24 protein-coding genes are annotated in these 21,520 nt (G+C 62.6%); 22 read left to right on the forward strand and 2 right to left on the reverse strand.

Going from position 1 to position 21,520, the window contains the following annotated elements; translation table 11 throughout:
- Positions 1-13 precede the first annotated feature (13 nt).
- The gene (locus J3454_RS01480) at positions 14-1,036 is read right to left on the reverse strand and encodes a 2-hydroxyacid dehydrogenase (protein WP_349511987.1); all 1,023 of its coding nucleotides are present in this window, start codon (positions 1,034-1,036) and stop codon (positions 14-16) included.
- Between the two features lie 108 nt (positions 1,037-1,144).
- Between J3454_RS01480 and J3454_RS01485 the strand changes: the two genes are divergently transcribed.
- Positions 1,145-1,642, forward strand: a complete 498-nt coding sequence (locus J3454_RS01485; protein WP_349511988.1) for an SH3 domain-containing protein — start codon at positions 1,145-1,147, stop codon at positions 1,640-1,642.
- Between the two features lie 148 nt (positions 1,643-1,790).
- Here the strand turns inward: J3454_RS01485 and J3454_RS01490 are convergent, their stop codons facing one another.
- Positions 1,791-2,987: a thiolase family protein gene (locus J3454_RS01490; RefSeq protein ID WP_349511989.1), complete on the reverse strand. Its 1,197-nt coding sequence runs from the start codon at positions 2,985-2,987 to the stop codon at positions 1,791-1,793.
- A gap of 203 nt (positions 2,988-3,190) precedes the next feature.
- Between J3454_RS01490 and J3454_RS01495 the strand changes: the two genes are divergently transcribed.
- The 21 genes from J3454_RS01495 to J3454_RS01595 all read left to right on the forward strand — a co-directional run bounded on the left by J3454_RS01495 (position 3,191) and on the right by J3454_RS01595 (position 21,512).
- A complete protein-coding gene (locus J3454_RS01495) occupies positions 3,191-4,621 on the forward strand; it encodes a coniferyl aldehyde dehydrogenase (RefSeq protein WP_349511990.1) in 1,431 nt (476 codons plus the stop codon).
- Between the two features lie 143 nt (positions 4,622-4,764).
- Positions 4,765-5,139 (forward strand): NADH-quinone oxidoreductase subunit A, encoded by a 375-nt coding sequence (gene ndhC, locus J3454_RS01500; RefSeq protein WP_296717084.1) that lies wholly within the window; start codon positions 4,765-4,767, stop codon positions 5,137-5,139.
- Positions 5,136-5,753 (forward strand): NuoB/complex I 20 kDa subunit family protein, encoded by a 618-nt coding sequence (locus J3454_RS01505; RefSeq protein WP_349511991.1) that lies wholly within the window; start codon positions 5,136-5,138, stop codon positions 5,751-5,753. Before ndhC ends, J3454_RS01505 begins: the two co-directional genes overlap by 4 nt.
- Before the next feature lie 10 nt (positions 5,754-5,763).
- On the forward strand, positions 5,764-6,555 hold the full coding sequence (locus J3454_RS01510; protein WP_349511992.1) for an NADH-quinone oxidoreductase subunit C: 792 nt from the start codon (positions 5,764-5,766) through the stop codon (positions 6,553-6,555).
- Positions 6,552-7,763 (forward strand): NADH-quinone oxidoreductase subunit D, encoded by a 1,212-nt coding sequence (locus tag J3454_RS01515; RefSeq protein ID WP_349511993.1) that lies wholly within the window; start codon positions 6,552-6,554, stop codon positions 7,761-7,763. Before J3454_RS01510 ends, J3454_RS01515 begins: the two co-directional genes overlap by 4 nt.
- Before the next feature lie 35 nt (positions 7,764-7,798).
- Entirely contained in the window at positions 7,799-7,975 is a 177-nt protein-coding gene (locus tag J3454_RS01520; protein WP_349511994.1) for a hypothetical protein, read from the forward strand.
- Positions 7,968-8,636, forward strand: coding sequence for an NADH-quinone oxidoreductase subunit NuoE (nuoE, locus tag J3454_RS01525; protein ID WP_349511995.1), 669 nt, complete (start codon positions 7,968-7,970; stop codon positions 8,634-8,636). Before J3454_RS01520 ends, nuoE begins: the two co-directional genes overlap by 8 nt.
- Entirely contained in the window at positions 8,636-8,806 is a 171-nt protein-coding gene (locus tag J3454_RS01530; protein ID WP_349511996.1) for a hypothetical protein, read from the forward strand. Before nuoE ends, J3454_RS01530 begins: the two co-directional genes overlap by 1 nt.
- Positions 8,803-8,946, forward strand: coding sequence for a hypothetical protein (locus J3454_RS01535; RefSeq protein WP_349511997.1), 144 nt, complete (start codon positions 8,803-8,805; stop codon positions 8,944-8,946). Before J3454_RS01530 ends, J3454_RS01535 begins: the two co-directional genes overlap by 4 nt.
- Positions 8,943-9,143 (forward strand): hypothetical protein, encoded by a 201-nt coding sequence (locus J3454_RS01540; protein ID WP_349511998.1) that lies wholly within the window; start codon positions 8,943-8,945, stop codon positions 9,141-9,143. Before J3454_RS01535 ends, J3454_RS01540 begins: the two co-directional genes overlap by 4 nt.
- Complete coding sequence (gene nuoF / locus J3454_RS01545) at positions 9,130-10,422, forward strand: NADH-quinone oxidoreductase subunit NuoF (RefSeq protein ID WP_349511999.1); 1,293 nt, start codon at positions 9,130-9,132, stop codon at positions 10,420-10,422. Before J3454_RS01540 ends, nuoF begins: the two co-directional genes overlap by 14 nt.
- On the forward strand, positions 10,422-12,437 hold the full coding sequence (gene nuoG, locus J3454_RS01550) for an NADH-quinone oxidoreductase subunit NuoG (RefSeq protein WP_349512000.1): 2,016 nt from the start codon (positions 10,422-10,424) through the stop codon (positions 12,435-12,437). Before nuoF ends, nuoG begins: the two co-directional genes overlap by 1 nt.
- Complete coding sequence (gene nuoH, locus J3454_RS01555; protein WP_349512001.1) at positions 12,434-13,573, forward strand: NADH-quinone oxidoreductase subunit NuoH; 1,140 nt, start codon at positions 12,434-12,436, stop codon at positions 13,571-13,573. The genes nuoG and nuoH overlap by 4 nt, the downstream gene beginning before the upstream one ends.
- Positions 13,574-13,625: 52 nt before the next feature.
- Entirely contained in the window at positions 13,626-14,126 is a 501-nt protein-coding gene (locus tag J3454_RS01560) for a hypothetical protein (protein ID WP_349512002.1), read from the forward strand.
- Complete coding sequence (gene nuoI, locus J3454_RS01565) at positions 14,123-14,608, forward strand: NADH-quinone oxidoreductase subunit NuoI (protein WP_349512003.1); 486 nt, start codon at positions 14,123-14,125, stop codon at positions 14,606-14,608. The genes J3454_RS01560 and nuoI overlap by 4 nt, the downstream gene beginning before the upstream one ends.
- A gap of 133 nt (positions 14,609-14,741) precedes the next feature.
- Complete coding sequence (locus J3454_RS01570; RefSeq protein WP_349512004.1) at positions 14,742-15,365, forward strand: NADH-quinone oxidoreductase subunit J; 624 nt, start codon at positions 14,742-14,744, stop codon at positions 15,363-15,365.
- Positions 15,362-15,682 carry an NADH-quinone oxidoreductase subunit NuoK gene (nuoK, locus tag J3454_RS01575; RefSeq protein WP_349512005.1) on the forward strand — a complete coding sequence of 107 codons (321 nt, stop codon included), beginning with the start codon at positions 15,362-15,364 and terminating at the stop codon, positions 15,680-15,682. The genes J3454_RS01570 and nuoK overlap by 4 nt, the downstream gene beginning before the upstream one ends.
- 7 nt (positions 15,683-15,689) lie before the next feature.
- Complete coding sequence (gene nuoL, locus J3454_RS01580) at positions 15,690-17,747, forward strand: NADH-quinone oxidoreductase subunit L (RefSeq protein ID WP_349512006.1); 2,058 nt, start codon at positions 15,690-15,692, stop codon at positions 17,745-17,747.
- 14 nt (positions 17,748-17,761) lie between these two features.
- Positions 17,762-19,312: an NADH-quinone oxidoreductase subunit M gene (locus J3454_RS01585; protein ID WP_349512007.1), complete on the forward strand. Its 1,551-nt coding sequence runs from the start codon at positions 17,762-17,764 to the stop codon at positions 19,310-19,312.
- Positions 19,312-20,790: an NADH-quinone oxidoreductase subunit NuoN gene (gene nuoN, locus J3454_RS01590; protein WP_349512008.1), complete on the forward strand. Its 1,479-nt coding sequence runs from the start codon at positions 19,312-19,314 to the stop codon at positions 20,788-20,790. The genes J3454_RS01585 and nuoN overlap by 1 nt, the downstream gene beginning before the upstream one ends.
- Complete coding sequence (locus J3454_RS01595) at positions 20,787-21,512, forward strand: biotin--[acetyl-CoA-carboxylase] ligase (RefSeq protein WP_349512009.1); 726 nt, start codon at positions 20,787-20,789, stop codon at positions 21,510-21,512. The genes nuoN and J3454_RS01595 overlap by 4 nt, the downstream gene beginning before the upstream one ends.
- Positions 21,513-21,520 lie beyond the last annotated feature (8 nt).

Below are 21,520 nucleotides of genomic sequence, written 5' to 3' on the forward strand. Positions count from 1 at the left end.
GGGCGGTGCGAGGTCAGCCCCGCACCAGCGCCGTCAGCACCTGATCGGGCGGCCGGTGCCCATCGGCCCACATGCGGATATTGGCGATCACTTTGTGACCCGAATCCTCGCGGCCCTCGGCCGTGGCGCTGCCGATGTGGGGGAGGGTCATCACATTGGGGTGTTCGATCAAGCGGCGGTCGACGTTCGGCTCGTCCGGGTAAACGTCCAGCCCCGCGCCCGCGAGATGACCCGATTCCAGCGCCGCGATCAGCGCGTCCTGATCGATCAACTCGCCGCGCGCGGTGTTGATGATGCTGCCGCCCAGCTTCATCAACGCGATCCGCCGCGCGTCGATCAGGTGCCGGGTTTCCTCGGTCAGCGGGCAATGCAGGGTGAGGATATCAGCCTCGCCCATCAGCGTATCGACATCGCCGACGTAACGTACGCCCAGCATCCGCTCGACCGAGTCGGGCAGGGCTTTGCGGTTGGTGTAAGCGATCTCCAGCCCGAAGGCGCGGGCGCGGTGGGCGACCGCCTGACCGATCCGGCCCATGCCGATAATGCCCAGAACCTTGCCCGCCAGCTTGCGCCCGAGCAGGCCTGACGGCGTCCAACCGGTCCACTCGCCGCGCCGCACCAGCTGTGTGCCTTCACGAATCCGGCGCGGCACGCCGATTATCATCGCCATCGCCAGGTCGGCAGTGTCATCGGTGAACACGCCAGGCGTATTGGTGACGAGGATCTTGCGCGCAGCGGCTGCGGCCAGATCGATATGTTCCGTTCCCGCGCCGAAATTGGCGATCAGGCCCAGCCGCGCGCCCGTGCCCGCGATTAGATCGGCGTCAATCCTGTCCGTCACGGTCGGCACCAGCACATCGCAATTCCGCATTGCGGCGGACAGCTGATCGCGGGTGAGGGGGATGTCGGATTCGTTCAGTTCCACGTCGAACAATTCGCGCATCCGTGCCTCGACCTCGGGCACCAGATGGCGCGTGACGATCACGCGGGGACGCTCAAGGGGAGTGCGGGCGAGCGGGGTGCGGCTGTCGGGCATGGCTATCGGCTAATGCCACTGGCCCCACGCGGTCAAGGTGTGATGCTGCCGGATTTGCATCAAGGTGTGCTTGAAAACCGCGTCCCAGTCCGGCTATCGCGGAGGGCAATGATGGGACTTCGCGTTTTTGCCGTGCTCGGCCTGTGCCTGCTTCTGGGGTTCGTGATCGTGTGCGATCCGGCCAGCGCGCAGGATCGCGAAGTGCCCTACTGGGCAAGCCTTCGCTATGACGAGGTGCGCATGCGCGTCGGCCCGAGCGAGGAATATCCGATCGAATGGATCTACAAGCGCAAGGGGCTGCCGGTTAAAGTGGTGCGCGTGCGCGAAGGGTGGCGGTTCGTCGAGGATCCCGAAGGGATCAAGGGCTGGATCGCCCGCAGCCAGCTCGATCCCGATCGCGGCACTATGGTCGTTGGACAGGGACTAGCCGACATCCGCGCCGCGCCTGCTGCAAGTTCCGCTTTGCGTTGGCGGGCCGAACCGGGCGTGGTCGGAAGGCTCGGCGGCTGCCGCGAAGGCTGGTGCGAGATCGATGTCGCTGGACGCAATGGCTGGGTCAATGCCGAGCGGCTGTGGGGAATAGAAACTCTGCCGGGCGACGAATAGCCGCCCGGCAGGCTTTTCGTTTAGCGCTCAATCGGCTGGAAGTTCCGGCGGCTCTACCGGGTCGGGTTGCGGCGAAGGTTCACACCTCGCCGTTGTCCCGGCCGCAAGCAGCAGCATCAGCGCGAGAAGAGCCTTGCGCGCCACCATGTCACACCAGTTCGACCGCGACCGCGGTGGCCTCACCGCCGCCGATGCACAGCGCCGCGATGCCGCGAGTCTTGCCGTGGGTCTTGAGCGCGTTGAGCAAGGTCACGATGATGCGCGATCCGCTTGCACCGATCGGGTGGCCGAGCGCGGTACCCCCGCCGTTGACGTTGATCTTGTCGTGCGAAATGCCGAGGTCGCGCATCGCGAACATCGCTACGCAGGCAAAAGCCTCGTTCACTTCAAACAGGTCGACATCGTCCACGCTCCAGCCTGCCCGCTCCAGCACTTTCTGGATGGCGGGGATCGGCGCGGTGGTGAACTTGGCCGGGGCCTGGGCATGGGCGGCGGTGGCGATCAGCCGGGCGACAGGTGTCAGCCCCTTCGCCTTTGCCACGCTGTCGCGCGTCAGCACCAGCGCAGCGGCACCATCCGAAATCGAGCTGGAGGTCGCCGCTGTGATCGTGCCGTCCTTGGCGAAGGCGGGCTTCAATTGCGGGATCTTGTCCGGGCGGCCCTTGCCCGGCGCTTCGTCATGTTCGACCGTGACTTCGCCAGCGCGGGTGATGACGGTCACCGGCACGACTTCGCCCGCAAATGCGCCGCTGGCAATCGCCTTGTTCGCACGAGCGAGCGATTCGATCGCGTAATCGTCCATGTCCTCGCGGGTCATCTGGTACTCGTTGGCGGTGTCCTGCGCGAAGGTGCCCATCGCGCGGCCGGATTCGTAGGCGTCTTCCAGCCCGTCGAGGAACATATGGTCGTACGCGGTATCATGGCCGAGCCGCGCGCCGGAACGGTGCTTTTTCAGCAGGTAGGGCGCATTGGTCATGCTCTCCATCCCGCCGGCCACCACGATGTCGATGGTGCCGCTAGCGAGCGCTTCTGCGCCCATGATGACGGTCTGCATTCCCGATCCGCACACCTTGTTAACGGTGGTGGCCTGCACCGAAAGCGGCAGACCGGCCTTGATCGCCGCCTGCCGTGCCGGGGCCTGACCTAGCCCGGCGGGCAGCACGCAGCCGATATAAGCGCGGTCGATTTCTTCGCCTGACACCCCGGCGCGGTCGACAGCGGCCTTGACCGCGACAGCGCCGAGATCGGTTGCGGAAACGTCCGCCAGAGCGCCCTGCATCGCGCCCATCGGGGTGCGGGCGTAGGAGAGGATCACAATCGGATCGGCGGGGGAAAGCTGGGTCATGGCAAAATCCTTGCATCAGGATGGAATATCTGGGGCAGGCTCTAATGCTGCGTTGCGGTATTGGCAATCAACTGGGTGGGCAATCGGGTTATCCGATGGTCTGACACATTAATCGGTTTCGGCGCCTAGCTTGCACCGACCGGCGGTTTGGGCGAAGATGCGTCGCAAATCAAAACGCATCAATGTCCGAATGGGAGAACGACATGGCTGACGATCGCCGCGAAGAACTCGAAGCGTTGCTGGCCCGGCAACGCGCCGCCTTCACCGCCTCGCGCCCTGAGCCGATGTCCCAGCGCAAGGACCGCATCCGCCGGGCAATTGCGCTGGTCAAGGATCACGGTGAGGAATTCGCCAAGGCGATGAGCGCCGATTTCGGCAATCGTTCGATCCAGCAGTCGATGTTGACCGACATCGCCACAACCGTGGGCGCAGGCAATGATGCGCTGAAGAACGTCGACAAGTGGGCGAAGACCGAAAAGCGGAAAGTGCAGTTCCCGCTCGGCCTGCTCGGTGCCAGGGCCGAAGTGCGGTATGAACCCAAGGGCGTGATCGGCATTCTATCCCCCTGGAATTTCCCGCTGCAACTGGCGTTCGGCCCGCTGATGCAGGTGCTGGCGGCGGGTAACAGGGCGATGATCAAGCCGTCCGAATTCACCGAGCGTACCAGCGAGCTGATGGCGCAGCTGACAGCGGAATATTTCACGTCCGAGGAAGTCGCGGTTATCACCGGCGGACCGGAGGTCGCGGCGGCGTTTTCCTCGCTGCCGTTCGATCACCTCGTTTTCACCGGCTCGACCGCGACCGGTCGGCGGGTAATGCAGGCGGCAGCGGAAAACCTGGTGCCGGTCACGCTGGAACTGGGCGGCAAATCGCCGGTCATCATGGGCCGGAGCGCCGATTTTGCGCGTGCCGGAGAGCGGATCGCGATCGGCAAGATGATGAACGCCGGCCAGATCTGCCTCGCGCCCGATTACATAATCGTGCCAGAAGACAAGCAGGACGAGGCCATTGCCGGGGTCGTTGATGGCGCGAGCGCGATGTACCCGCGCCTGCTCGACAACGACGATTATGCCTCAATCGTGTCCGACCGCCATTTCGAACGGTTGCAGGGTCTGGTCGAAGATGCGCGGGGCAAGGGCGCCGAGGTGATCGAGGTCAACCCAGCTGGCGAGGACTTCTCCAACGCCAACCAGCGCAAGATGCCGCTCACCATCCTCAGGAACGTCGACGAAACGATGGCCGCGATGCAGGAGGAAATCTTCGGCCCGGTGCTGCCGGTGATGACCTACAAGGCGGTCGATCAGGCGGTGGATTATATCAACGAACACGACCGTCCGCTCGGCCTCTACTATTTCGGCGAGGACAAGGGCGAGCAGGAGCGCGTGCTCACCCGCACAATTTCGGGCGGAGTGACAACCAACGATGTGGTGTTCCATGTGTCGATGGAGGACCTGCCGTTCGGCGGGGTCGGCCCATCCGGCATGGGTTCTTATCACGCGATCGAGGGTTTCCGCGAATTCAGCCATGCCCGCGCCGTCTATCACCAGCCGAAGATCGACATCGCCAAACTCGGCGGTTTGAAGCCGCCCTATGGATCGGCCATTGAGAAGGCCACGGCCCGCATGATGAAGTAGGGCGCGCGCGGATTTTCGCGCTCGCCCGCAAGAACTGTTCGATTTCGTGCAACGCCGCTAAGGGCTTTTGCCCGAGTCGCGGGCTTGCGCGGTGCGCGCGAGAGGCTTAGGGCGACCTCGGGATTAACAGCTTGGACATCGCCGTGATCGATCTCAGCCAGTATCTGCCGATACTGTTATTCATTCTCATCGCCTTCGGGTTGTCGATCCTTTTCGTGGTCGCGCCGATGGCGGTGTCGCGGCTGACGGGCGCGCATAATCCGACGGCCGACAAGCTGAGCGAGTATGAATGCGGCTTCCCCGCGTTCGAGGATGCCCGCAGCCAGTTTGACGTGCGGTTCTACCTCGTGGCGATCAGCTTCATCGTATTCGATCTCGAAGCCGCGTTCCTGTTTCCCTGGGCGGTCAGCCTCGGGCAGACGGGTTGGGTCGGATGGGGCGGGATGATGGTGTTCCTGTTCATCCTCGCCGTCGGGCTTGCCTATGAATGGAAGAAAGGGGCGTTGGATTGGGAATGAGTACCAAGGACACCATCCCCGCCGTTGCCGGAAAGCTTTCGGTCAATCCTGCGCTGCATGGCAGCCGCCTGCAGGACCCTGCGGTCGCACGTGATGCGAACGCGCCCACCGGACTGCCCGATGCGGATTTCTTCAACTCGCTCCAGAGCGAGGTCAACGACAAGGGCTTCCTTGTCACCTCGACCGAGGATCTGTTTCAGTGGGCGCGCACCGGCAGCCTGTGGTGGATGACCTTCGGGTTGGCGTGCTGCGCGGTCGAGATGATCCACGTCAACATGCCGCGTTACGATATGGAACGTTTCGGCGTCGCCCCGCGCGCTTCCCCGCGCCAGTCGGACGTGATGATCGTTGCGGGCACGCTGTGCAACAAGATGGCTCCGGCGCTGCGCAAGGTCTACGACCAGATGTCGGACCCCAAATATGTGATCAGCATGGGTAGCTGCGCCAATGGCGGCGGCTATTACCATTACAGCTATTCGGTGGTGCGCGGCTGCGACCGGATCGTGCCGGTCGACATCTATGTTCCCGGCTGCCCGCCGACCGCAGAGGCGCTGCTTTACGGCGTCATGCAGTTGCAGCGGAAAATCCGCCGCGTCGGCACGATCGAGAGATAAGGCGAAGCTCATGGCCGTCCTCCATTCCGCCCCGAAGTACGCTTCGAACGAAGGCGTGATCGACGCAATCAGCGAAAGCATCAGCGTGTGGCTGATCGACGCTGCCGAAGCGCATGGCGAGGTGTCGTTCCGCGTCTGGCGCGACGACATTGCCCGCGTGCTGCAAACGTTGCGAGATGATCATGCCTATCAGCAGTTGATGGAAATCGCAGGTGTCGATTACCCCGACCGGGCCGAACGGTTCGAAGTCGTGTACATGCTGCAAAGCCTGACCAAGAACCACCGCGTGATGGTGAAGTGTTCGGCGGACGAGAACACGCCGGTGCCGACCGTCACGACGCTGTGGCCCAACGCGGGCTGGCTCGAACGCGAGGTGTTCGACATGTACGGTGTCACTTTTGCGGGCAATCCCGATCTGCGCCGCATCCTCACCGATTACGGCTTCGAAGGGCATCCTTTCCGCAAGGACTTCCCGATGACGGGCTACACCGAACTGCGCTATTCCGAGGAGGAAAAGCGGGTGGTGTATGAACCGGTCGAACTGGCACAGGAAATGCGCAGCTTCGATTTCCTTAGCCCTTGGGAAGGCGCGGATTACGTGCTGCCGGGCGACGAGAAATCGCGTGGAGAACCGCGTGTGGACGAGGTGAAAACCACCGAGAACACCAAGCAGACCGGCGCCGGACCCAAGGCTGACGAAAGGGCCGCCAAGCCTGTGTCGCCCGGCTCGCCCGATCTCAAGGACACCGACAAGAAAGCGCCCCCCGCGCCCGAGGACACCTCGAAGGAGGGCGGACGATGAGCATGCAACGCGAAGAATCGCTCACCACCACCGGCGAGGTGATCTCCAATTACACGATCAATTTCGGCCCCCAGCACCCGGCCGCGCACGGCGTGCTGCGGATGGTGATGGAGCTGGACGGCGAAGTGATCGAACGGATCGATCCGCATGTCGGCCTGCTGCATCGCGGCACCGAAAAGCTGATCGAGCAGAAGACCTACCTGCAGGCGCTGCCCTATTTCGACCGGCTCGATTACTGCTCCCCGCTGTGCATGGAGCATTCGTGGGTGCTCGCGATCGAGAAGCTGCTCAACATCGAGGTGCCGCTGCGCGCACAATATCTGCGCGTGATGTTCGCCGAGCTGACCCGCATCTGCAACCACATGCTCAATATCGGCGCGCATGTGATGGACGTGGGCGCGATGACGCCCAACCTGTGGGTGTTCGAACTGCGCGAGGATTGCCTCAACTTCTTCGAGCGCGCGTCGGGCGCACGCATGCACAGCGCTTGGTTCCGTCCCGGCGGCGTGCATCAGGACGTGCCGGAAAAGCTGCTGGTCGATATCGGCGACTGGCTCGACAACCGCTTCTTCCAGCTGTTCGAAGACGCGATGAGCCTCGTGGTCGACAACCGCATCTTCAAGCAGCGCAATGTCGATATTGCCGTTGTCAGCCGTGATGATGCGGTGGCGTGGGGCTTTTCCGGCCCGATGATCCGCGCGGCAGGCATTCCGTGGGACCTGCGCAAGAGCCAGCCCTATGATGTCTATGACCGGATGGAGTTCGACATTCCGGTCGGCACCAATTCGGACTGCTATGACCGGTTCATGGTGCGCGTGAAGGAAGTCTACGAGAGCGCCAAGATCATCAAGCAGTGCCTGCGCGATATGCCGCAGGGGCCGATTGCCAGCACCGACGGCAAGGTTTCCCCGCCCAAGCGCGGCGAGATGAAGCAGTCGATGGAAAGCCTGATCCACCACTTCAAGCTCTACACCGAAGGCTTCCACGTGCCAGCGGGCGAGGTCTACGTCGCGACCGAAAGCCCCAAGGGTGAATTCGGCGTCTATCTCGTCAGCGACGGCACCAACAAGCCGTATCGCTGCAAGATCCGCCCTACGGCGTTCTCGCACCTTCAGGCGATGGAGTTCATGTCCAAGGGCCACATGCTGCCCGACGCGACCGCCATTCTGGGCGCGATCGACGTCGTGTTCGGGGAGTGTGATCGGTGAGGGCTGTCCGATTTGCTCTAACGGTGCTTGGCATCATGGCTGCCATCGCCATTGCCAAGGTGGCCCAATATGCGTCCGTGGATGCCTTTGGTGATCGCCTCGGGTTCAACTGGGCGTCTACGATTGGCCTCGTTCCGGTATTGGCGATCTATTGGTTCGCAGCAGCGAAACGACCGGACCTGTTCAAATTCAAGGGCAAACAGCGTGGCTGACCGTACCCCCGCTCCCGACACTCCCGAACTGCGCGCCCGCTGGGGCGACTTCGCGTGGACGCCGGAGAACAAGGCAACCGCCGATTGGCACATCGCCAAGTACCCCGAGGGGCGGCAACGCTCGGCGGTGATGCCGCTGCTCGATCTCGCCCAGCGGCAGGTCGGCGCGGAGACCGATACGCAAGGCTGGTTGCCGCTGCCGGTGATCGAATACGTGGCGCAATATCTCGGGATGCCGGTGATCCGCGCGCTCGAAGTCGCCAGCTTCTACTTCATGTATAACCTCAAGCCCGTCGGCAAATTCCACGTGCAGGTGTGCGGCACCACGCCCTGCATGCTGCGCGGCAGCGACGACATCATCGCCGCCTGCAAGAAGCGCGGCATGGAGAAGGGCCACGTTTCGGCAGACGGGCTCTGGACCCTCACCGAAGTCGAATGCATGGGCAATTGCGCCACCGCGCCGATGGTCCAGATCAACGACGACAATTACGAAGACCTGACGCCCGAACGCCTCGATGCGGTGCTGGATGCGCTTGCGGCCGGACAGCAACCCAAGGCTGGCACGCAGGAGCCGGGTCGGCACACGTCGGAGCCTGCAGGCGGGCCGACGACGCTGAAAGAAATGGTCACCGAGAACCACGATTATCGAGGCGAGTGGTGATGGGGAACAAGCTTCAAGCTGGTGGCGGGCTTATCGGCCTGATGTTTCTTGCGCTGGGTATCTTCGAGTTCGTGCAGGGTGATCGCTGGGTGGTCTGGATTCTGCTGGGCTTCCTGTTCGGCGGCTTCGGCGCGGCCGGCAGGTTGCTGAAAGGCAAGGGGCAGGCATGACCGAAGCCGTCTCCATCATCGGCGCGCTGCTGCTGGCCTTCCTCGCCTACAAGGTGCTGATGGGCCTGATGCGCGTCGGGGTGATTATCCTCATCCTCGTGGTGCTGGCCGCGCTGTTCAATCAGGGAGTGATCGGATGACCGGCGGGACGCTTTCATTGGCGCTCGGCGGACTCATCCTGTTTGCGGTGGGCGCCTATCTCAGCGCGACCGGAGCCCTGAGTCAGGGGATCGTATTCATGGCGGCGGCTCTGGCTTTGCAGATCCTGTCATTGGTGCGGCTGAGGCAGGCCAGGAACAAGATTGTAAATAAGGACGACGGCGATGCTCGCGGATAAGGACCGCATCTTCACCAATGTCTACGGGTTCCAGGACTGGGGCCTGAAGGCAGCGCAGGCGCGCGGCGATTGGGACGATACCAAGGCGCTGCTCGCGCGCGGGCCGGACGCGATTGTCGAAGAGATGAAAGCCAGCGGCCTGCGCGGACGCGGCGGGGCGGGTTTCCCAACTGGCTTGAAGTGGTCCTTCATGCCAAAGGAATCGCGTGACGGTCGTCCGAGCTTCCTCGTCATCAACGCCGACGAATCCGAACCCGGCAGCTGCAAGGACCGCGAAATCCTGCGCCACGATCCGCATAAATTGATCGAAGGCGCGCTGGTCGCGGGCTTCGCGATGCGCGCGCGGGCGGCCTATATCTACGTGCGCGGCGAATATATCCGCGAGGCGGAGGTGCTTCAGGCTGCGATCCAGCAGGCTTACGATGCGGGCCTGATCGGCAAGAACGCCTGCGGTTCTGGGTATGACTTCGACGTGTTCATGCATCGCGGCGCGGGCGCCTACATCTGCGGCGAAGAAACCGCGATGATCGAGAGCCTCGAAGGCAAGAAGGGCCAGCCGCGCCTCAAGCCACCGTTCCCTGCGGGCGCGGGGCTGTATGGCTGCCCCACCACGGTCAACAATGTCGAGAGCATCGCGGTTGCGCCGACGATTTTGCGGCGCGGGGCATCGTGGTTCTCCAGCTTCGGGCGTGAGAACAACAAGGGCACCAAGCTGTTCCAGATCAGCGGCCACGTGGAAAAGCCCTGCGTCGTCGAAGAATCGATGAGCATCCCGTTCGAGGAACTGATCGAAAAGCACTGCGGCGGCATTCGCGGCGGGTGGGATAACCTGTTGGCGGTGATCCCGGGCGGTTCCTCCGTGCCGCTGGTCCCGGCAGCACAGATCCGTTCGGCACCGATGGACTTTGACGGGCTGAAGGAACTGGGCTCAGGCCTCGGCACCGCGGCGGTGATCGTCATGGACAAGTCCACCGACATCGTCCGCGCGATAAGCCGCCTCAGCTATTTCTACAAGCACGAAAGCTGCGGCCAGTGCACCCCTTGCCGCGAAGGCACGGGCTGGATGTGGCGCATGATGGAGCGCCTGCGCACCGGCGATGCGGCCATCGAGGAAATCGATATGCTGCACGAGGTCACCAAGCAGGTCGAAGGCCACACCATTTGCGCCTTAGGCGATGCCGCGGCGTGGCCGATTCAGGGGCTGATTCGCCATTTCCGCCCCGAACTGGAGCGGCGGATCGTGGAGCATAATGCCAAGTTTGCAGAGGCAGCCGAATAATGCCTAAAGTCAGCGTAGACGGTCAGGAAATCGAAGTCCCGGCGGGGGCGACTGTGCTGCAGGCGTGCGAGCTCGCCGGCAAGGAAATCCCGCGTTTCTGCTATCACGAGCGCCTCAGCATCGCGGGCAATTGCCGCATGTGTCTGGTAGAGGTGAAGCCCGGGCCGCCCAAGCCGCAGGCCTCCTGTGCGCTGCCCGCTGCCGAGGGTCAGGAAATCCGTACCGATAGCCCGATGGTCAAGAAGGCCCGCGAAGGGGTGATGGAGTTCCTGCTCATCAACCACCCGCTCGATTGCCCGATTTGCGATCAGGGCGGCGAGTGCGATCTGCAGGATCAGGCGGTCGCCTATGGCCGCGGCGGCTCGCGCTATCACGAGAACAAGCGCGCGGTGACCGAGAAATACATGGGCCCGCTGATCAAGACGATCATGACCCGCTGCATCCACTGCACCCGCTGCGTGCGCTTCTCCGAGGAAATCGCGGGCGTGGACGAGATCGGTGCTCTATTCCGCGGCGAGGATATGCAGATCACCACCTATCTCGAACAGGCGGCGGCGCATGAACTCAGCGCCAATGTCATCGATCTGTGCCCGGTCGGCGCGTTGACCAGTGCGCCTTACGCGTTCGAGGCGCGGCCGTGGGAATTGAAGAAAACGCTCAGTATCGACGTTTCCGACGCGGTGGGGGCGAACATCACGCTCCATTCGCGCGGCCGGGAAGTCATGCGCGCGCTCCCGCGCATCAACGACGACGTCAATGAGGAGTGGCTGAGCGACAAGGGCCGCTATCAGGTCGATGGGCTTTCCAAGCGCCGGCTCGACCGCGTCTGGGTGCGCCGGGATGGCAAGCTCCAGCCCGCCGAATGGACCGAAGCTTTCGGCATGATCGCGGGCGCTTTGGAGGGCGATAAAGCCAGCATTGCGGCAGTGGCGGGCGATCTGCTGGATGCCGAAACGATGTTTGCGACTAAGACGCTGGTCAATGCCTGCGATTCGCAGATGACCGAAGCGCGTCAGACAGGCATGACCTACGACGTGTCGAACCTTGCCGCGGTCAATTTCAACAGCACCTTTGCGGGGATCGAAACTGCTGACGCGATCCTCATCATCGGCAGCAACATCCGCTGGGAAGCTGCGTTGCTCAACGTCCGCCTGCGCAAGGCGGTGAAGGCGGGGGCCAAGGTCTACATCATCGGCCCCGAATGGGACCCGACCTATCCGGCGACCTTCCTCGGTTCTGATCTCAAGATATTGAACCGCGTGCCCAAGGAATTGGGTGACGTCATGAAGTCGGCCAAGCGCCCGGCAGTGATCGTCGGCGCGGCGGCGCTGGCCAAGGGCGCGCTTCCTGCGGCGCTCAAGCTGATCGACAAGTTCGGCCTCGTGAAGGCCGATTGGAACGGTTTCAATGTGCTGCACATTTCGGCAGCGCGCATGGCGTCGCTGATGCTGGACTTCACGGTTCCGGGCGGCATGGCCGACATCGCCAAGGCAGCGCCCAAGGTGCTGCTCAGCCTCGGCGCGGACGAAATGGATTATGCGCCCTACGCAGGGTCGCTGAAGGTCTATATCGGCCACCACGGCGATAAGAGCGCGCATCACGCCGACATCATCCTGCCCGGTGCATCCTACGCCGAAAAGGACGGGACCTACGTCAACACCGAAGGCCGGGTGCAGTTCGCCGAGAAGGCCGTTTTCGCTCCCGGCGACGCGCGCGAGGATTGGACGATTTTGCGTGCGCTCGCCGATGCGCTGGGTGTGACGGTCGGCTTCGACAGCTTCGCCGCATTGCAGAGCAAGATGATCGCCGCCGTCCCCGCTTTGGGCGAAGAAGGCCTCGCCGATTACGGCGCGCTGCCCAATGCGGACTCTGGCGCCAAGGCCGAAGGTGAAGTCGCAGGCTACCCGGTGAAGGATTTCTACCTCACCAATCCCATCGCCCGCGCCAGCGCGGTAATGCAGCGCTGTTCGGATGAACTGCTGCACGGCGCCGATGCGAAGGAGGCTGCGGAATGACCGCCTTCTTCCAATCGCTCGGCCTAAGCTACGAATGGGCTTGGAGCATTGCCACCATTGCGGCGATCGTCATCGTCGCGCTGCTCGTCATGTTCAGCGTCGCCATGGTGATCTATGTCGACCGCAAGGTGATCGGTGCAGTGTCGATGCGGCGTGGGCCAAACGTGGTCGGGCCGTTCGGCCTGCTGCAAAGCTTCGCTGACGGGCTCAAGGTATTCCTGCAGGAAACCATCATCCCGACCGCCGCGAACAAGGGCATCTTCCTGCTCGCGCCGGTGATCACCTTTACCGTGGCGCTCGCCGCGTGGGCGGTGATCCCGTTCTGGGACGGAGGGGTGATCGCCAACATCAACGTGGGCCTGCTCTACATTCTCGCGATCAGTTCGCTTAGCGTTTATGGCGTGGTGATGAGCGGGTGGGCGTCGAACTCGAAATACCCGTTCTTCTCGGCGATGCGCGCCGCGGCGCAGATGATCTCCTACGAGGTGTCGATCGGCTTCGTGCTGGTGTGCGTGGTGCTGTTCGCCGGCACCTTCAACATGAGCGGGATCGTGTATGCGCAGCAGGGCTTCGGGCTGGGCGTGATCAACGCCTATGTGGTGCACCCGCTGTTGTTCCCGATGTGGGTGGTGTTCTTCATCTCCTCGCTGGCCGAAACCGCGCGCGCGCCGTTCGACCTCACCGAGGCGGAAAGCGAGCTGGTCGCGGGCTACCAGACCGAATATTCCTCGATGAGCTTCGCGCTGTTCTGGCTCGGCGAATATGCCAACATACTGCTGATGTGCTCGCTGAACACGCTATTGTTCTGGGGCGGATGGCTGCCGCCGATCGACTGGGCGCCGCTTTATCTGGTGCCGGGGATCGTGTGGTTCCTGCTCAAGACCTTCATGTTCTTCCTGATGTTCAGCTGGATCTGGGCGACGGTGCCGCGCTACCGCTACGACCAGCTGATGCGCCTCGGGTGGAAGGTGTTCCTGCCGATTAGCCTGCTGTTCGTCGCGGTGACCAGCGGGTGGCTGATGGCGACGGGGCATTTCGACCGGCCGCCTGACTTCGTGCCTGATCCTGCCGCAGTTCCGCCCGCATTCGTCGAAACCGCCCCTGCGCAGCCTGAAGCTGCGAGAGCCCGGTCATGAGCGTCGTTCTCCAACTCATCATGGCGACGGGGCATTTCGGGGGGCAGGTGAGATGACTGTAATTGCCCTGCTGACCGCCTTGGCGGTGCAAACGGCAGAACCGCCCCCGATTGAGTTAAGGCGTGCGCCCGATCCTCTCACGAAGGCTCTCCCCGATCGGCCATGGGATGGACGGAACTACTCCCTGCGGTGCAAGGTATCGAGCAACGAAGGGCGGCAGAGTGAATTTGCTTTGGTGCTGGATAATCACGGGTCTGCGGAAATCTCAGGAGATATCCATCTCGGCCTCGATACAAAGCGGCGGGTACTGTTCAATGAACTCCTGCCCAATAGATACTCGTCTGCCGAAGACACTGATGTCCTTTTAAGGTTAGTAGGATTCGATGGCGGCAATCTGAGCGTCGTTGGCGTCCAGCAGACGTTTTTGCGGGGCCAACTGCAATCGACATCATTCGTCGCGACTCATACGATCCAATCCGATGGAATTCCCAATTCGCACCAAGCGATGGGTTTCTGTTTTCCGACCAGCAGTCCAACTGAGGCCACCCAATGAGCGTTGCCCACCTCATCAAGTCGTTCACCCTCTGGGAATTCCTCAAGGCGCACGCCTTGACGATGAAGTATTTCTTCAAGCCCAAGGTGACGATCAATTACCCCTTCGAAAAGTCGCCGCTCTCCCCGCGCTTTCGCGGCGAGCACGCGCTGCGGCGCTATCCGAACGGCGAGGAACGTTGCATCGCCTGCAAGCTGTGCGAGGCCGTCTGCCCCGCGCAGGCGATCACCATCGAGAGTGAACCGCGTGAAGACGGCAGCCGCCGCACCACGCGGTACGACATCGACATGACGAAATGCATCTATTGCGGCTTCTGCCAGGAAGCCTGCCCGGTGGATGCCATCGTCGAGGGGCCGAATTTCGAATACGCCACCGAAACCCGCGAGGAGCTGCTCTACGACAAGGCCAAGCTGCTTGCGAATGGTGACAAGTGGGAACGGGCCATCGCGGCCAATCTTGAAGCCGACGCCCCCTACCGCTAGGGCGCGCCACAGAAAACACGAACCGCTCGGGCCGGGCTCCGGCCAGACCCGCGCACACGCATTTTGGGATCAGTAAGGACGGCTTCTCCCTTCGCCACGCAAAGCGGGCGGATCGGAAAGGTTGGGGACCAGCATGATACAGGCCATCGCCTTCTATTTCTTCGCGACCATCGTGGTCGCCGCCGCCGTGATGACAATCATGTCGAAGAACCCCGTGCATTCGGTCTTGTGGCTGATCATGGCGTTCTTCAATGCTGCTGGCCTGATGGTGCTGGTGGGGGCGGAGTTCATCGCGATGCTGCTGGTGATCGTCTATGTCGGCGCGGTGGCGGTGCTGTTCCTGTTCGTGGTGATGATGCTCGACATCGATTTCGCCGCGATGCGCGCAGGCTTCAGCCGCAACGCGCCGCTGGGGTTGGCGGTGGCAGCTGTGCTGTTGGCCGAACTGCTGCTGGCAGCGGGCGCATACAGCGCGGGCGGCATCCAGCTTGGCACCCCTGATGGCATCGCGGTGCAGGCGACCGGGGTAAGAAATATCGAGGCGCTGGGTGCGCTGCTGTATGGCCGCTACATCCTGCTGTTCGAAATTGCGGGCATTATCCTGCTGGTGGCGATGATCGGTGCGATCGTGCTGACATTTCAGGCGCCCAAGCCCGGCGCGCGCGCGCGGCAGGATGTCGACAAGCAGACCCGCCGCCGTCCTGAGGATGCAACTGTCATGAAAAACCCGGAGATCGGGCAGGGGGTCGAGCTATGATCAATCCAGGTGGCATCGGCATCGAACATTACCTCACCGTAGGCGCGATCCTGTTCGTGCTCGGGGTGCTGGGCATTTTCCTCAACCGCAAGAACGTCATCGTCATCCTGATGGCGGTCGAACTGATCCTGCTGGCGGTGAACATCAACCTTGTCGCCTTCAGCGCCTTCATGCAGGACCTTGTGGGGCAGGTCTTCGCCATGCTGGTGCTAACGGTGGCGGCGGCGGAAGCTGCCATCGGACTTGCCATTCTGGTGATCTACTTCCGCGGCCACGGTTCGATCGCAGTCGACGATATCAACCGGATGAAGGGATAAACCGCCCGTGCATCCCATTCTCATAATCGTTTTCGCGCCGTTGCTCGCTGCCCTGATCGCAGGGCTGGGCAACCGAATGATCGGCAATGTGGCGGCGAAATCCGTAACCACCGGCGCGTTGTTCCTGTCGGCGGGCCTGAGTTGGCCGATTTTCCTCGGCTTTCTCGGCGGCGATCAGAATGCCGAAGTGATCGAAGTTCTGAAATGGGTCGAAAGCGGCTCGCTGAACTTCGACTGGTCGCTGCGTGTTGACGCGCTTACGGCGGTGATGCTGGTTGTGATCAACTCGGTCTCAGCGCTCGTGCACCTCTATTCTTGGGGGTATATGGAGGAGGACCCGGATCAGCCGCGGTTCTTCGCCTACTTGTCGCTGTTCACCTTCGCCATGCTGATGCTGGTGACGGCCGATAACCTGGTGCAAATGTTCTTCGGTTGGGAGGGGGTGGGCCTTGCCTCCTACCTGCTGATCGGGTTCTGGTTCAGGAAGCCGAGCGCGGGTGCCGCGGCTATCAAGGCCTTTGTGGTCAACCGCGTGGGCGACCTCGGCTTCATGCTCGGTATTTTCGGCACGTTTCTGGTGTTCCAGACCACCTCGATCACCGAGATCCTAGCCGCTGCTCCGGCGATGAGCGGATCGACCATCACCTTCGTCGGCATGCGCCTGTATACGATGGATATCCTGTGCATTCTGCTGTTTATCGGCGCGATGGGCAAATCGGCGCAGCTGGGCCTGCACACGTGGCTGCCGGATGCGATGGAGGGGCCGACCCCGGTGTCCGCGCTGATCCACGCCGCGACCATGGTGACGGCGGGCGTGTTCATGCTGTGCCGCCTGTCGCCGATGTTCGAAACCGCGCCGACCGCATTGACCATCGTTACCATCGTGGGCGCTGCCACCTGCTTCTTCGCAGCGACCATCGGCACGACCCAGTGGGACATCAAGCGGGTGATCGCCTATTCGACCTGCTCGCAATTGGGCTACATGTTTTTTGCTGCCGGCGTTGGCGCTTATGGCGTCGCGATGTTCCACCTGTTCACGCACGCGTTCTTCAAGGCGCTGCTGTTCCTCGGTGCAGGCAGCGTGATCCACGCGATGCACCACGAACAGGACATGCGCTATTACGGCAATCTGCGGAAGCACATCCCGTTGACCTTCTACGCGATGCTCGCGGGCACGCTGGCGATCACCGGCGTCGGTGTCCTGGGCGTGTTCGGCTTTGCAGGCTTCTATTCCAAGGACGCGATCCTGGAAGCAGCATGGGCGCGCGGCACAGGCGTATCCCAGTTCGCCTTCTGGGCGGGCGCCATCGCCGCTTTGCTGACCAGCTTCTATTCGTGGCGCCTGATGTTCCTCACCTTCTGGGGCAAGCCGCGCTGGGCGTTGTCGGAGCATATCCAGCACGCCGTCCACCACGGCCACGACGATCCTGACCACGCCAACCCGCCCAAGCAGGAAGACGCTGGCCACGACGCGCAACATTCGGTGCCCTCACCGCATGAGGACGACGGCACGGCCGGCTACCATCCGCATGAAAGCCCGGTCTCGATGCTGATCCCGTTAGGGGTGCTGACGCTGGGCGCAATCTTTGCAGGCTTCGCGTTCAAGTATGATTTCATCGACGGCGAGGCTTTCTGGGGCGGCTCGATCTACTTCAACGAAAATCTGATCCACGCGCTGCACGTCGTGCCGCTGTGGGTGAAGCTGACCGCAACCATCGTGATGCTGCTGGGCCTTGCTGGCGCCTACCTCGCCTACATTGCCAAGCCCGATATACCCGGCAAGTTCGTGGCTACCTTCTCCGGCTTGCACAACTTCGTCTACCGCAAGTGGTATTTCGACGAGTTGTATGACGCGATGTTCGTCAAGCCGGCCTTCTGGTTCGGGCGGCAGTTCTGGAAGCTCGGCGATATCGGCACGATTGATCGCTTTGGTCCCAACGGCATTGCCTGGGTGGTCGATCGCAGCGCTGGCGCGGCCAAGTCCATCCAGTCGGGCTACGTCTACACTTATGCGTTGATCATGCTGCTCGGGCTGGTCGCCGCTATCACCTTCGTTCTGCTTTAGGAGCGCGCTTCGTAATGGAAGGCCTTCCCATCCTGTCACTGATGATGCTCGTGCCGCTTGCGGGCGCGCTGGCGTGCCTGTTCGTGGGCGCGAACCTTGCGCGCTGGGTCGCACTCGGGGCGACGCTTGCCACCTTCGGCCTGGGTATCGTCCTGTGGTCCAGCTACGAGATTGGCGGCCCGCAATGGCAGTTCACCGAGCGCGCCGATCTTTTTGCGGGCTTCAGCTACGCACTGGGAATCGACGGAATTTCGCTGCTGCTGATCATGCTCAGCGTGTTCCTGATGCCGATCTGCATCCTTGCCAGTTGGGACGCGATCAAGAAGCGCGTCGGCGAATACATGGCGGCCTTTCTGTTCATGGAAGTGCTGATGATCGGCACCTTCGCGGCGCAGGATCTGTTCCTGTTTTATGTCTTCTTCGAAGCGGGCTTGATCCCGATGTATTTGATCATCGGCGTGTGGGGCGGGGACAACCGCATCTACGCGAGCTACAAGTTCTTCCTGTATACTTTGCTCGGGTCGGTGCTGATGCTGATCGCGATGTTCTGGATGGTGGCCGAAGCGGGCACTTCCGATATTCCGACGCTGATGCAATACGACTTCCCGGCAGGGGCGCAGACATGGCTATGGCTGGCCTTCTTCGCGAGTTTCGCGGTCAAGGTGCCGATGTGGCCGCTGCATACCTGGCTACCCGATGCGCACGTGCAGGCACCAACCGCAGGATCGGTTATCTTGGCGGGCGTGCTGCTGAAGCTGGGCGGATACGGCTTCATCCGGTTCAGCCTGCCGATGTTTCCCGAAGCATCCGCCGATTTCGCGTGGCTGGTGTTTATCCTGTCGATGATCGCGGTGGTCTATACCTCGCTGGTCGCGCTGGTGCAGGCCGACATGAAGAAGCTGATTGCCTATTCCTCGGTCGCGCACATGGCGATTGTCACCGTCGGCCTGTTCGCCTTTAATGTGCAGGGGCTTGAAGGCGCTGTGATCATCATGCTCTCCCACGGCCTCGTTTCGGGCGCGCTGTTCCTGTGCGTGGGCGTGATCTATGATCGGCTGCACACCCGCGAGATTGCACGCTATGGCGGGCTGGCGATCAACATGCCCTATTACGCGCTGTTCTTCCTGCTGTTCACCATGGCCAGCATCGGCCTGCCGGGCACCAGCGGGTTTGTCGGCGAGTTTCTGGCGTTGGCGGGCATCTACCAGACCTCCAGCCTTGTTGCGCTGGTGGCGACCACCGGCATCATCCTCGGTGCCGCCTACATGCTCTATCTCTATCGCCGTGTGGCATTCGGCGGACAGGTCAACGAAGATGCGGCCGCGATGCGTGACATTTCGGCGCGCGAGTGGGCGATGATGGCGCCGATCGCTGCAGCGGTGCTGTGGATGGGAGTTTACCCCGAAAGCTTTCTCGCGCCGATGCGTGCAGACATCGCGGTGCTCGATGCCCGCCTTGCCGCCGCTGCTCCCGCTTCCGATGCGAGCCTCGCGCCCGGCGCTCCGCGTGACGAAGCCGCCAATGCGCTCCACCACGATAATGCCGCCGGGGAGGGCGCACACTGATGGACTTCGCGCCTTCTTTTGCGCTGATCGCATCTGAACTGCTGCTGGTTGCGGCGGGCCTTGTGCTGCTGTTGGTGGCCGCATGGGCCGGGGACAAGGCCGCGCGCCTCGTCACCATTCTCGCCGCTGCGGCCCTGTTTGGTGCGGGCTTCATGCTGGTGCCGGGCCTCCATTTCGGAACCGACGGCCCGGCCACGCTGGCGTTCGGTGGGCTGATGAAGGTCGACAGCTTCGCCTTGTTCGCCAAGGCGCTGATCTATCTTTCCGCCATCGGCGCGCTGATGGTCGCCCCCGCCTTCTTCAACAGCGCCGCTGCCGGAACCGAACGGGTGATGCGCGCCGAATATCCGGTGCTGGTGCTGTTCGCGACCGTCGGCATGAGCATCATGGTTTCGGCCAATGATTTCATGAGCCTGTATCTCGGGCTCGAACTCAACAGCCTCTCGGCCTACGTGTTGGCCGCGATCCTGCGGCGCGATACGCGCTCGGGCGAGGCGGGGCTGAAATATTTCATGCTGGGCGCGCTGGCCTCGGGCATTCTGCTTTACGGCATGAGCCTGCTCTACGGCTTTACCGGCGGCACCGGCTTCCTTGCCGTGCGGGCGGGCCTGACCGGGGAATTGGGCACCGGCGCGTTGTTCGGGTTGATATTCGTGTTGGCCGGCCTTGCGTTCAAGATCTCTGCCGTGCCGTTTCACATGTGGACGCCCGACGTTTATGAAGGCGCGCCGACGCCGGTGACAGCCTTCTTCGCCACCGCGCCAAAGGTTGCCGCGGTCGCCCTGACCGCCCGTGTGGTGTTCGAGGTGTTCGGCGGGCAAGTCGACGCGTGGCAACAGATCGTGATGTTCACCGCGCTCGCTTCGATCATCTTCGGCGCGTTGGGCGCGATCGGTCAGGAAAACCTCAAGCGGCTGCTGGCCTATTCCTCGATCAACAATATCGGATTTATCCTGCTCGGCCTTGCGGTCGCCAATCAGGACGGGGCGAGCGCGATGCTGGTCTATCTGTTCATCTATGTCGCGATGAGTCTCGGCAGCTTCGTCGCGCTGCTGATGCTGCGCGGCGAGGATGGCGCGCTGTTCGAAACCTTCGCCGATATCCGCGGCCTTTCGGTCACGCAGCCGGCCATTGCCTGGGCGCTGCTTTTCTTCATGTTCAGCCTTGCGGGCATTCCGCCGCTGCTCGGCTTCTACAGCAAGTTCGTGGTGTTTCAGGCCACGATCGAGGCAGGTCTGGTCGCATTCGGCGCGATTGCCATCGCTGCGAGCGTGATCGGGGCGTTCTATTATATCAAGTTCGTCAAGGTGATGTTCTTCGATGAACCGGTCGGCGCCGTTACCGGAAAGAGCCCGGCGGGGCACTGGGCGCTGCTGGGGCTGACCGCAGCGATCATCTCGCCGCTCGGCTATCTGCTGACCCCGTCGCTGACCGATTTGGCGGACAAGGCCGCCGCGTCCCTGTTCCTTACGGTTTGACGACCCTTTCGCCTATCCATCTGGTCGAGGAGACCGGCTCGACCAATGCCGATTGTGCCGCCGCGATCCGCGAGGGTGCGAACTGGCCTCATGGGCAGTGGCTGGTTGCACGCCGCCAGAACGCCGGTCGCGGACGGCAGGGACGCGAATGGTTCGACGGCGCAGGCAATTTCATGGGATCGACTGTGATAGTTCCCCAAGAGGGCGATCCGCCGCTTGCCTCGCTCAGTTTCGTCGCCGCGCTGGCAGTGCGCGATGCTGCTGCGGGTGTGCTGAAGGAGGGTGCCGAACTTGCGCTCAAGTGGCCCAACGACGTGCTGCTGGACGGCGGCAAGCTGTCGGGTATCCTGCTTGAAATGGTGCGCGGGCAGATCGTCGCCGGCATCGGGGTCAACCTCGCGCGTGCGCCGCAATTGCCGGACCGCAAGACCGCCGCGCTGGCCGATGTCGTAACCCCGCCGCCGTTGGAGGACTTCGCTGCCAGTCTTGCGCAAGCCTTCGCCCACAGGCTTGCACATTGGCGCAGTGGCGGTCTTGGCTCGACGCTTCACGCCTTTCTTGCAGGGTCGATCCATGCGCAGGGCGCGCCGCTCACCGTCCACGATACCGACGGGTCTAAACTCTCCGGCAGCTTTGCGGGGCTGGACGAAAGTGACGGCGCGCTGCGGCTGCGCTTGGCGGATGGCAGCGAACGTGTCATTCGCGCCGGGGACATTTCGTGAATACAGGA

The sequence above is a fragment of the Erythrobacter sp. NFXS35 genome, from assembly GCF_040148725.1.
Lineage (GTDB): Bacteria > Pseudomonadota > Alphaproteobacteria > Sphingomonadales > Sphingomonadaceae > Erythrobacter.